This window comes from Paenibacillus medicaginis, assembly GCF_042138635.1.
Classification (GTDB): Bacteria; Bacillota; Bacilli; order Paenibacillales; family Paenibacillaceae; genus Paenibacillus; species Paenibacillus medicaginis.
Window position 1 is genome coordinate 42,513 of the sequence record NZ_JBHIRY010000021.1, and the last position, 12,502, is coordinate 55,014.

The 12,502-nt window shown below is 51.9% G+C and carries 8 protein-coding genes; 3 read left to right on the forward strand and 5 right to left on the reverse strand.

The window, feature by feature from the left end:
- Window positions 1-70: 70 nt before the first annotated feature.
- Window positions 71-1,423: an outer membrane protein assembly factor BamB family protein gene (locus ACE5LO_RS19075; RefSeq protein ID WP_375521589.1), complete on the forward strand. Its 1,353-nt coding sequence runs from the start codon at window positions 71-73 to the stop codon at window positions 1,421-1,423.
- Between the two features lie 113 nt (window positions 1,424-1,536).
- Here ACE5LO_RS19075 and nasC read toward each other — a convergent pair whose 3' ends face one another.
- The gene (gene nasC / locus ACE5LO_RS19080) at window positions 1,537-3,657 is read right to left on the reverse strand and encodes an assimilatory nitrate reductase catalytic subunit NasC (protein ID WP_375521650.1); all 2,121 of its coding nucleotides are present in this window, start codon (window positions 3,655-3,657) and stop codon (window positions 1,537-1,539) included.
- Between the two features lie 50 nt (window positions 3,658-3,707).
- Window positions 3,708-5,837 (reverse strand): nitrite reductase large subunit NirB, encoded by a 2,130-nt coding sequence (nirB, locus tag ACE5LO_RS19085; protein WP_375521590.1) that lies wholly within the window; start codon window positions 5,835-5,837, stop codon window positions 3,708-3,710.
- 462 nt (window positions 5,838-6,299) lie between these two features.
- Between nirB (ACE5LO_RS19085) and ACE5LO_RS19090 the strand changes: the two genes are divergently transcribed.
- Entirely contained in the window at window positions 6,300-7,520 is a 1,221-nt protein-coding gene (locus ACE5LO_RS19090) for a nitrate/nitrite transporter (RefSeq protein ID WP_375521591.1), read from the forward strand.
- Between the two features lie 132 nt (window positions 7,521-7,652).
- Here the strand turns inward: ACE5LO_RS19090 and ACE5LO_RS19095 are convergent, their stop codons facing one another.
- The 3 genes from ACE5LO_RS19095 to nirB (ACE5LO_RS19105) form a co-directional block, all read right to left on the reverse strand.
- Entirely contained in the window at window positions 7,653-8,498 is an 846-nt protein-coding gene (locus ACE5LO_RS19095; RefSeq protein ID WP_375521592.1) for an SDR family NAD(P)-dependent oxidoreductase, read from the reverse strand.
- Between the two features lie 220 nt (window positions 8,499-8,718).
- Window positions 8,719-9,063: a nitrite reductase small subunit NirD gene (gene nirD, locus ACE5LO_RS19100; protein WP_375521593.1), complete on the reverse strand. Its 345-nt coding sequence runs from the start codon at window positions 9,061-9,063 to the stop codon at window positions 8,719-8,721.
- Between the two features lie 12 nt (window positions 9,064-9,075).
- Window positions 9,076-11,508: a nitrite reductase large subunit NirB gene (gene nirB / locus ACE5LO_RS19105; protein ID WP_375521594.1), complete on the reverse strand. Its 2,433-nt coding sequence runs from the start codon at window positions 11,506-11,508 to the stop codon at window positions 9,076-9,078.
- A 404-nt stretch (window positions 11,509-11,912) separates the two neighbouring features.
- On the opposite strand from nirB (ACE5LO_RS19105), the gene ACE5LO_RS19110 reads away from it, so the two are divergent.
- Window positions 11,913-12,491: an ANTAR domain-containing response regulator gene (locus ACE5LO_RS19110; protein WP_375521595.1), complete on the forward strand. Its 579-nt coding sequence runs from the start codon at window positions 11,913-11,915 to the stop codon at window positions 12,489-12,491.
- Window positions 12,492-12,502: the final 11 nt, after the last annotated feature.

Here is a 12,502-nt window from a genome sequence, read left to right on the forward strand (position 1 = left end):
CAAAGCAACTTTTCATGTTCGCTCACGTCTAACTCATACATAAATTTACATCGCAAAGGAGTTCTAAAGGATGAGAACAAAATTAACGCGACATAAGACCGTCGCATGTCTGGCAACCGCTCTGTTGCTTGTGGAAATAAGCGGAGCAACTGCCCCTGTTGTGAATGCGCAGCAAGCTTCTGTCAGCATCAGCACCCCTTTTCAAGATGAAATCAAATCCCCTGTGCTAAAACCGACCTGGACTTACGGAATTAGCGAATTCGACACCCAATCTTCTTTTATGACTAACGTTATTGCTGTCCAAGAAAAGCTCATCGTCCTGGACAAGCAAGGCAAACTGGCCGCTCTTCATGCCAAAACCGGCAAAAAGCTGTGGGAGTACGGATCGGATATGCTGCCTATTCTATTGAACAGCAACGGGACTATTTACGGGATTAACCAGAAAGGCACACTATCGGCTCTAAATGAGAATGGCCAAAAGAAATGGACCGCTTCCCTCAAGTTAAGCAGCGTTGATAGCATCCAGCGGATCGGAGGCACTGTATATGTAACCGCCGGCCTCAAGTTTGCTGCCGTAGATGCGGCGACCGGCAAGGTCAAATGGACTGTTTCAGAAACCGATCCCACATATTCAGCAGGTGATGCGGCAATTATGCAAAGCGGAAATGTAATAATCCGCAGCTATATTGTCCAAGGGGCTTTGTCTGCCATTCAGATCAATGCTTATGACGCTACGACAGGCAAAAAGCTGTGGGAGCAATTCAGACAAAGTTTCCCGCTTACCGTCAAGGATGGTCTGGTCTACTCCATCAGTGACCCCTATCCACACATGGAAGATCCGGTCAATCGAAAAATTGAGGTAGCCGTTCTTAGTCTGCAGACCGGAGAGAACAAGGGACAGCGCGTATACCGCTGGACAGATAAAGAAAGTAAGGATGGGTCCATATCTTCCGGTGGAACCATTAATACCGCTTTTTTGGACGGCAATGACTTTTATATATTTCAGAAAGGAACTTTGGTTAAATACGATTTCTGGAAATACAGCAATGACCAGCAGCCGGTGAAAAAGTGGAACCAGCAATATGAGGACCGCTGGCCTTTATATACCGTTTATGATGGCAAAATGTTTTACAAAAACTATAATACCGGCGGTTTGGTGGCGATCAAGCTGGCAAACGGACAGGAGATCAATTATGATCTGGGAGATAACCCGACTGTGCAAGCGGATATCATCGGCAAAGGTGTATTTATAGGGCAGTCTGACGGAGTTTTCCGCGCTTTTCATCTTAATACATTAAAACCCGTCTTCACTTTGCATACAGGCTCGCGCCGCTTCGGTCCTACCATTCAGTCTGACGGAATGGTGTACATTCAGAGCGGAGGCAAGCTTTATGCCGTGAAGCTTCCCGCTGCACTTAAATAAATATCGAGGAAATAGATAAAAGGCGTTTGGAATTTCCAATACGCCTTTTAAAATTAAAAGCTAATTTCGATGGAGTAAATCCTCTCGCATGAGAAGACTCTTTGATCTGCTGATTAATATACCCGCTGGATCCGTACTGCAGCCACCTTAAAACCAGGCATCTTGCAAAATGGGTCCAGCGCAGGAGTGGTTGCAAGGTTCACGTTCTGCACACCGCCCCAATGCATCGGGACAAAAATGGTATCCTTGCGGATGTGGCCGGAAATGCGACTGCGGACGGAGAAGCTGCCCCATACCGACTCAATCTCGATCCATTGGCCTTCTTCAATCCGGTAACGGCGGGCCGTGTCCGGATGGATCTCTGCGAAATTTGCCTCTGATCTTGCCGCAAGCGCAGGGCTTCTTCGGGTCTGGACACCGGTGAGATAATGGGCCAGCACCCTGCCGTTGGTAAGAATCAGCGGATATTCCTCACTGACAGCTTCCTTGGAAACAGGATTTTGCAGGGATGTGAATACGGCTTTCCTGTCAGGATGGGCGAATGCAGCGGAGAACATAAACGGCGTCCCGGGATGATCCGTTGCAGGACATGGCCAATAGATGCCCTCCTCTTTGCGCAGCCTGTCGTACGTAATGCCGTAATAATCCGCCGCCCCGCCTTTGCTCGCCACTCTTAATTCCTCGAAAATGTCTTCAGAAGACGAATAAGAGAACAGCTTTCCTTTGCCAATCCGTTCGGCAACGGCGCACAGAATGCTCCAATCTTGACGTGTGTCTCCAGGCGCCGGAAGGGCAGCCTCTCGCAGCAGCACTCTTCCTTCAAGGTTCGTGAGCGTGCCGGTGTTCTCCAGATAAGACGTAACCGGGAGCACGATGTCCGCCAAACGTGCGGTTTCGGATAGCAGCATATCCGCCACCACCAGAAAATCCAGCTTTTCCAGCGCCTCCTTGACCAGATTCACATTCGGATTGGATACGATGGGATTGGAGCCCATCAGGAAAAGCGTCCTGATTTGTCCCTGGTGCATCAGCTCCATCATTTCATAAGCGGATACGCCTTTGCCGGGAATATCTTCAGGTGCCACTCCCCACACGGAAGCCGTATAGGCGCGGTCCGCCTCGTTTTCGATCGATCTGTAGCCTGGCAGCTGGTCCGCTTTCTGCCCATGCTCTCTGCCGCCCTGGCCGTTGCCCTGACCGGTGACCGCACCGTAGCCGCAGCCTTCCCGGCCGATTTTGCCGCTCGCCAGCACCAGATTCAGGAATGCCCTCACAGCCAGATGTCCGTCCGTCTGCTGCTCCACGCCCCTTGCCGTGAAAATAATGCCGGTCTCCGCCTGTCCGTAGACGGATGCCGCCTTGCGAATCAACTCCTCTTCAACCCCGCATTTCAGTGCTGCCTCCGCCAGATCGACCGTCTGCATACGGGACCGCAATTCCTCATAACCGCTCGTCCGTTCCCGGATAAACTTTTCATCGCCCCATCCTTCATCAAGCATGATCTTCAGCATGGCGTCCGCCAGCATCATGTCCGTCCCTGGCCTGATTTGCAGATGCAAGTCCGCCATTTTGGCCGTTGCCGTAACGCGCGGATCAATGACAATAATGAACGCCCCTTTTTCCTTCGCTTCATTAAAATAAGGCATCAAGGTCGGCTGGCATTCCGCGATATTGGTGCCTGCCAATATAATGCAGCGGGCCAGCGGAATATCGGCCAGTCTGCAGGTCAGACCGCGGTCGATGCCAAAGGTTTTGCTGCCTGCCGAGGCGGCTGCCGACATGCAAAACCGTCCGTTATAGTCGATGTATTTCGTTCCGATGCCAACACGGGCGAACTTGCCAAGCAAATAAGCCGTTTCATTGGTCAGCGATCCGCCGCCATATACCCCAATAGAGTCAGAGCCATACGCTGCGGCCCCTTCGGAAAAGCGTTCCGCGATCGCTTGCAGCGCTTCCTCCCATGTGGCAGGGACCAGTTTCCCCTCTTTTCTCATGAGAGGCTGCAGCAGCCGTTCAGTATGGAGCGCATGCTGGTGGGCATTCAGTCCCTTTACGCACAATCTGCCGCCGGATGCCGCATTAGGCAGCCCTTCGACGGTATAGGATACAGCCCCCGAGGACGCTGTTTCCATTGTAATTTGCGCCTTGCACTGCACGCTGCAAAACGGGCACTGGGTTTGCAGCACCTTGTTCCAGGTTCCGTCAGGATCCTGAACAGCAGCAGTCCCTGTCATCCACTCTTTCATTTCAATGCACCCTCCCGCTCTATGCTTTACTCGATTGTTTAAGCCGTTTCAACAGGCTGCGGCAGCTCCCGCATTTCTGCCAACAGACTTTGCTGCACCGCAGGGTCATACAAAGTTTCTCTTACCGAAAGAAGACCTGCGCGCTCCAACCATTTCCACAAAGGCTCATCATACCAGGCTTCCTTCCGGTACAGCTGCAGGCAGGCAATTGCCAAATTTGCAGCCTCCTCCGCCGTCTCGCTCACCCCGATCAGTTGGGCTTCCCGCACAGGACGTCCGCTCCCGCCTGCATACACCTCCCAGCCTGCCGGGCAGGCAGCAAGCCCGATATCACGAATCAGAACAGCGGCAGGTGATGCGGTTCCGGCGGCAACCGCTGCTGTAATCGGGACAGGAAAACTCAATCCGTTCCATCTCAGCTTCAACTTGGCCACCAAGCCAGTGCAGCTTTCACCGCCAGAACCTTGCTCCATGGCTCCATCATGAATAAAGGTGACCATGGATGGTTTTGTGCTCCCATAGGCAGCGGAGGAACGAGACTCAAATGCTTTTTCCGAGCCCTTCTTCATGCCCAGATAATAATGGACTGCCGGTCTGCACACCTCACAGCCTTCTTTTTGCCGCCATCCCAAAAGGGCGAATGCTTCTCCAGGCGTGGAGGCGGACAGACTGTTGACAGCCTGTTTGAGTTCCGCAGAGTCCAGCGAGGTGCAGCCGCATACCGGCACCTTTTCGGCTGCAGCGGGCTCCTCAGTTGTCCCGCCCGCAGCCTTCCCGGATGCTGCGAGCTTGACCAAAGCCTGAACCATAGGACGGCAGCCGCCGCATGAGGAGGAAGCCTTCGTATGCTTGCGTACTTCTTCTTCTGTCTTATGGCCGTCTCGGGTAACAGCCTGCAGAATCGTCAGCTTCGTGACCGCGTTGCAGGCGCACACCGTCTCCTGCTCTGCCATCGCCATCACTGCGGTTTCCATCGGGTTTTCACCGCCTTCAGACACGGCAAGCTTTGCTGCCTCTTCACCCAGTTGGACCGCCTTCAGGAGAGTTGGAGCTTCGGAGGTGTCCCCGTACAGGATGGCCCCGACAGTCCTGCCATTGACCATCGTTACTTTTTTATAGGTTTTGCGGATGCCGTCATATTGCTGAAAAGCTGTAATGATGCCACGGCCCCCGATTTCTCCAGCCGAAAATACATCGACTCCCGCTACCTTTAATTGTGAATAAGGAATGGAGCCGGTGTAGGGGGCCGTCTCCCTGCTGCATAACACATTCGCCAGCACTCTGGCCTGCTCAAACAGCGGGGCCACCAGACCATAAGCAATGCCCCGATGCTCGGCGCATTCCCCGACCGCATAAATTCCTGGAACGCTGGTGGCCAGATAATCATCAACAACAATCGCCCGGTTCGTGCGCAGACCGCATTCCTTGGCCAATTCAATGTTAGGCTGTATACCGACCGCCATGATGATCACGTCTGCGTCTAATGTACTGCCATCTGCAAAACGTAATCCGTTCGCGCGTTTGCGGCCCGTAATTTTGACCGTGTTTTTGCTGAGGTGGAATACCATGCCCTGCCGCTCAAGCTCGGTCTGCAGCAGTCCTGCTGCCGTCGGATCCAACTGACGGTTCATCAGGTAAGGTGCGTTATGAATCACCTGTGCTTCCATACCGAGATGAAGCAGCCCCCGCGCCGCCTCCAGACCAAGCAGCCCGCCGCCGATCACTGCTGCTTTACGGTAGCTGCCCGCGCTTTGTATTAATGCCTCACAGTCTTCCATTGTACGAAACGCCATGACCCCTTCTTTATCCGCTCCAGATATGGGGGGAATGAAGGCCGAAGAGCCTGTAGCAAGCACCAGCACATCGTAAGGGACCTTGCTGCCGTCGGCTGCTACTACGACACGGCTGGCTGTGTCGATCCGGTCTACTCGTACTCCCGCATGCAGCTTAATGCCGTGTTCTGGGTACCAGGCCCAGTCATTCAGTACAATGTCATCAAAGGCTACATCTCCCTGCAGCATTTTAGAAAGCATAATCCTGTTATAGTTCGGATGGGGCTCTGCTCCGAAAATGGTAATATCAAACCTCTCGGGGGCAAGCTTCAGCACTTCCTCCACACATTTTATCCCTGCCATCCCGTTGCCGATCACAACCAGTCTTTCTCTCATCCTACCCTCTCCCCTTCAGGAACCAAATCCGTTCTCTTTATATACAGCTTATATCAAGCAAGCCATTTGCTCGGCCAGAAGACAGAATAAGCCCTTTTCTAATGTACATAGAAAAGGGCTCCATTGCCGGGTATACCGTCACTCCATTGTGACAGTTCATAAAAACAGCGTATTCGATGAAAGGAGTAATGTCAATAAAAATGACACATTTTAATGGAAATAAGCTAAGTTTTTGATAGATCAAATTTTTGTGTTATCTATATTGACATTTGTTTTCCTGCTTTTTATAATTTGAATCAAATCAAATTCACAATGCTGTGAAAACAAATCATCAGTGTGGGGCACAATGACGTGTTCAACGCTACGGCAAAGAGGCCGCAAATCGTTCTTCCACGGACGAATTGCGGCCTCTTTGGGATTCACCTAGAGAAAAAGGAGAAAAACAAAAGGGAGAGATGAAGGATGGAGAAGAAAAGTTTTTTGCAATCCGGGCACAAGCCCACCCTGTTTGGCGCATTCCTCTATTTTGACATCAGCTTTATGATCTGGGGCATGATCGGCCCGCTGGCCGTTGTCATCGCGGCGGATATCCCCATGGACCCCGTGCAGAAAGCACAGTTGGTCGCCCTTCCGGTGCTCGGCGGCTCAATCCTGAGACTGCTGTTCGGCTTTTTATCCGATTATATCGGGCCAAAGCTGACAGGACAGATCGGCATGCTGGTGACGCTGCTTCCGCTGCTGCTCGGCTGGCTGTGGGTCGATTCCCTGGATCAGCTTTATGTCGTGGCATTGCTGCTGGGCGTGGCTGGAGCCTCCTTTGCGGCTGCCCTGCCGCTTGCCGGTCAATGGTATCCGAAAGAGCATCAGGGCCTGGCCATGGGCATTGCCGGAGCCGGCAACAGCGGCACGGTGCTGGCTACCTTGTTCGCCAATCGTCTGGCACAGCATTTTGGCAGCTGGGAAATTGTATTTGGACTCGCCATTATTCCGATTGCCATCGTATTTATCGTATTTTCTTTGTTTGCCCGCAACAGCCCGAACCGTCCGGAGCCCAAAAAGCTGTCAGCCTACGCAGGCATTCTTAGCCAAAAGGACGCCTGGGTGTTCTGCGGACTGTATTGTGTAACCTTCGGCGGTTTCGTTGGACTCGCTAACTATCTTACGATCTTTTTTAACAGCCAATACGGACTTGCTGCTGTACAGGCGGCGGATATTACCACAATTTGTGTAATTGCAGGCAGCTTCTTCCGACCTGTCGGCGGGTTGTTATCCGATAAAATTGGCGGAGCCCGCATGCTGACTTTCCTTTATGCAGGTGCAGGAATCATGCTCGCTTGTGTGGCCCTGCTGCCGCCGCTGCCGGTCGTGATCGTACTTCTGTTCGCCGGTATGATGTGCCTCGGTGCAGGCAATGGTGCTGTGTTCCAGCTCGTGCCACAGCGTTTCGGCAATGAAATCGGCCTGATGACCGGCATTGTCGGTGCCGCAGGCGGGATTGGCGGTTACGCCTTGCCGCTCATTCTCGGCAATCTGTATAAAACGACTGGCTCGTATGCTCCTGGTTTTATCACCGTGAGCCTGATCGTGGCTGCAGCGCTCACTCTGATTATCGTCATGCACATGAAATGGAAAAACACCTGGCTGCGCGTCTCTACGGCAAGTGCAGGCAAGGCAGTTTCTTAAACACCATCGGGATTTAATGCATGCTTGATTCAATTCCAAAAGAAAAGGAAACCTGATTTTGCAGGTTTCCTTTTCTTTTTCTTCAACCCACTTTTATCCCAAACGCTAACCATCTGCCATCTATATCCTCAATTACATATTTGCACATGCAAATTCCTGCTTATAGATTCTGTCTACTTTATCCAGAACATTCGCGCTCTGGTCATTGAACTTGAAGGGCGTCGCTTTACCTTTATTAAGAAAAATGCCCGTAGCGTCTTTATGATGACCCAATGCAGCGTCATATAAACGGGCCGCTCCTGCACTCGGATGGGAGAAGAACAGGTTGGCAATCGGAATCATGAATCCTGGCATCCCTGCACCCTTGGACATCTTTGTCTTGTTAGGGCCGGGGCAAACGCTGCGAATCCGGATTTCCTCCGTCAATTGTGCAGGGGCAATTTGCTGGGTCCATAGCGAAAGGGCCAATTTGGTAGCGGCGTAAGGACCCAGAAGTTTTTTGAATCCGACAGGCTTGTCTAATGTATTGTAATCGAACTGTTTGACCATCAGCAAGGCGTTGGATGAAGTGTTGATAACGGTTTTCAGTTCCCCCTTTAACAAAAGCTCTCTGAGCTCCATGAAAATAATGTAGGGTACCACTGTATTGACCTCAAAATGCATCTCGCGCCCTTGTATGGAGTACTGGAATTCTCCGAATGACACGCCGGCATTATTGAAAAGCAGATCAATATGGCCCTCGCTCTTCTTAATCTGATCCAGTGCTCTCCTGAGACTTGAAAAATCAGCCAGATCCCCTTTATAAATTCTCAGCTGATTCGACTTTTGAGCCGTTTGAATCACTTCATCAGCTGGAAAATCGGAACGGCTCAGTGCGATGATCTGCCAGCCTTCGGACAACATTTTCTTGGCCAGCTCGAATCCTACACCAGAATTGGAACCTGTTATAAGAGCAACTTTATTATGATGATGTTTCATTATCTAATCTCCTGTCTGTCAGTTTGATCTGAGCACCTCCATGCTACAACCTGGTGTTTACACCAAGTCAAGCGATAATAAAATGCGAAAAAGGTCCAACAGCGACAATGATTTGTCGTTATTGGACCAAAACCGAAAAATATAAGGCTGTGATATGGACGCCCCCCGTTCAGCGACCTGTATCCTCCCTCATCACTTCTTCAAGCCGAACCTCCGCTGATCAGGCCCCCGAAGCGGACTGCAGCATCTTCTTTTCCACCAAAACATATACACTGCCCTGCTCGTCGATTTCCGTGCGGAACGTGGCCACACAGCCTTCATCCGGCGCCTGTGCCAGCCCGCTAGCCAGATCGATTTTCCAGTCATGCAGCGGACAGTGCACCTTTGAGCCGCATACCATGCCTTCTGACAGCTTTCCGCCTTTATGCGGACAACGGTTTTCCAGTGCTGTAATGCTTCCGTCGTCTAAACGGAATACGGCGATCTCCAGCTCTCCCATCCGGAACGTCCTTGCCCCTCTGAGATCGATATCCTGTATGCTTGCTACCCGGATCTTCTCCTCCATACATGCTCCCCCCTATTCATTCACCGTTTGCAGGCCGCCCAGCGGCTCGAAGTTTTTGCGCAGCTCGGGATTCTCGATAATTTCCTTCCACGGATCGGTCGTATAGCTGAGCGTTTCCGTAATTCTTTCCACCAGCGCCTTCCGTTCTTCCTCGTCCGCCAGCGCTGCTTTGATCGACTCCAGGCCTACTCTTTCCACCCAGTGTGCCGTACGCTCATTCCAGCTTGCCTGCTCACGGTAATACTGTAAATAAGCAGCTGTCCATTCAATAACCTCGTCCTCCGTTTTAACGGTACACAGCAGTTCGGCTGCTCTGACCTTGATGCCTCCGTTGCCGCCGACATAGAGCTCCCAGGCCCCGTCAATGGCTACGACGCCCAGATCCTTGATCGTCGCTTCCGCACAATTTCGCGGACATCCGGAGACGGCGAGTTTGACCTTCGCAGGGGCATTCAGACGCTCAAACGCCTGCTCAAGCTTGATGCCCATTCCCATTGCATCCTGTGTCCCGAAACGGCAGAAGGTATTGCCGACACAGGTCTTCACTGTACGCAGCGTTTTACCATAAGCATGCCCTGACGGCATATCGAGCTCTGCCCACATTCCCGGCAGATCCTCTTTTTTCACGCCAAGCAGGTCAAGCCGTTGCCCGCCTGTGAATTTGACCAGAGGCACGTTGTATTTCTCCGCCACGTCAACAATTTTCTTCAACTCGGCCGGAGAGGTTACACCGCCATAAATACGGGGCACAACCGAATACGTGCCGTCCTTCTGAATATTGGCGTGATAACGCTCATTGGTGATGCGGGACTCTTTCTCATCTTTATAAGTGGCGGGCGAAATCATGCCCAGATAATAATTCAGCGCAGGACGGCATTTGGAGCAGCCCCCAGGCTCATCCCAGCCCAGTACATTCATAACCTCTTTCACTGTGCTCAGGCCCATTTCTTTGATACCGCTGATGATTTCTTCACGGCTCAGCTTGGTGCATGAACAGATGCCTTCCTTCACGCCTTCTCCCGCTTCATCACCCGCATAGAACTGGAGCAATCCTTCCACGAGCGGCTTGCAGCCGCCGCAGGATGCCGAAGCCTTCGTGCAAGCCTTGATCTCTCCCACTGTCCGGCAGCCGCCGGCTACCGCTTCGCCGATCATCTGCTTGGTGACCCCGTTGCAGCCGCACACAATCTCGTCGTCCGGCATTTGCTCGAATCTGGCCAGCCCGGAAGCTTCAGTTTTACCGGCCGGGAAGCCGAGCAGCAGCTCTTTTTCCCTGCCTGCAACGGATTCTCCTGATTTAATCAATGAAAATAAAGAAGCTCCATCGGTCGTATCCCCGAACAATACGGCTCCGACCAGTCTGTCATCCTGGAGCACGATTTTTTTATACACTTCGTCAATTTCATCCTGATAGCGCAAAGCGCGCAGCCCCGGAGCATCCTCGAACAGCCCGGCGGAGAACACATCCACACCGGAAACCTTCAGCTTGGCGGAAGTGACCGAGCCCTCATAACCCGGCGTTTCAATTCCCGCCAGCCGCTTCGCAAGCACAGTGCCCTGCTCATACAGCGGAGCGACCAGCCCATAGGTGATTCCCCGATGCTCTGCACATTCCCCGACAGCGTAAATATCAGGCATATTCGTTTCCATAAAGTCGTTCACAAGGATTCCTCGTCCGGTACCGATGCCTGCTTCCTTCGCCAGCATGATCTCTGGCTGAATGCCAACAGCCATCACAACCAGGTCAGCCTGCTCGGAGCTGCCATCCCTGAATACCAGGCGTTCCACCCGCTTATGTCCTTCAATCGCCGCCGTCTGGCACCCCAGCCGGAAGGTCATGCCCTGCCGTTCCAGCTCACGCTGCAGCATAAGGGAAGACGCCGGATCAAGCTGACGGTTCATCAAATATTGGCTGTTATGAATGACCGTGACCTCCATACCAAGGTTCAGCAGCCCCCTTGCCGCTTCCAGGCCCAGCAGTCCGCCGCCGATGACGGCCGCCTTACGGTATTTTCCCGCCGCATCCATCATCGTATGGCAGTCCTTGATGTCACGGAAGCCGATCACGCCTTCTTTATCAGCTCCCGGCAGAGGCAGGATAAAGGCCTTCGAGCCCATGGCCAGCAGCAGAACATCGTAGGACGCTTCACGGCCAGAGACGGATTTTACTTTCTTGCGTTTCGTATCGATTCCGATTACAGGGTCTCCGGCATACAACTGGACACCATTTTCCTCATACCAGTTCCAATCATTGATGACGATATCCTCCAGACCGGTCCCCCCCGCAAGTACGGAAGAAAGCATAATGCGGTTATAGTTGGGATAAGGCTCCGCGCCAAAAATCGTAATATCATAAAGTCCAGGAGCCACCTTCAGCACATGCTCTATCGTTCTTACCCCTGCCATTCCGTTACCGATCATCACGAGCTTCTTTTTATTTTCCATAACGCCTCTCCCCTCCGCAAATCACATCTCAACCCTCTTCTTAAAAGCCGAAAAAGCCCACTTCCCCCTGAAACATTTGTTCACAGGTGAAAATGGGCTTCGTTGCCGCTTATTATGGATACGCCATTGTATCCGACTTAATAAATTTTAAATTATTGGTTTTAATATATACGCATTCAGTGTTCATGTCAATATTATTGACGTAAAAATAGCCGAATAATATAGTTTACGGTACACACACATTTTTTCGGGTATCATTTGTCACATTTCAAAAAATACGATTGCTTTTTCATGCAAAAGACAGCAAAATAAGCAAAAGGATGTGTTAGATTTTCTGCCTTCATTTATCTTTTACTCATAGAAGTATGTGGACCTAAGTCATTTACAGGAGGGGGAGCCTCTTCATGCGTTCATTTTTGGTCATTGATGTTCAGAAAAGAGAACGCCCGAGCAGCGCAAGTCCGGAGTCCGTCCTGGAAGCTTACGGTTACCAGGTGTTCCTGGCCCGTGACAAAGCTTCGGCCGGCCAGAAGCTTCAGGATGTCGATGCCGCTATTTTGCATCTGCCTGTCGCGTCGATCCAGATGTGGGGCGTGGAGTTGACAGAGAAAAAGGAGATGCCGCTTTTTTGGTGGTGCAGTGCGGACGCGGCCCTCTCCTCAACGGAAGATTGTGAGGTTGATGTGTCCATAGACGGAATCCTGGCTCCCGGCATGAAGGAGCATGAGCTGAACTGGGCGCTTCATTTTGGCGGCAAGCGTTTTTTCGAACGCAAGCAGTGGAAGAGCGAGCGTGACCAGTTAAAGGCCCGGCTGGAGGAACGCAAATGGATTGATATGGCCAAGGGCATCCTGGGCGAGGTCAACGGCATTCCCGAAGCTGAAGCCTACGAGCTGCTGCGCAAGAAAGCTATGAACGAGCGGAAAAGAATCGTGGACGTTGCCGTTTCCATTGTAAAGGCTCATCAAATGCTGAAGGCATAGCGCAAAAGGGG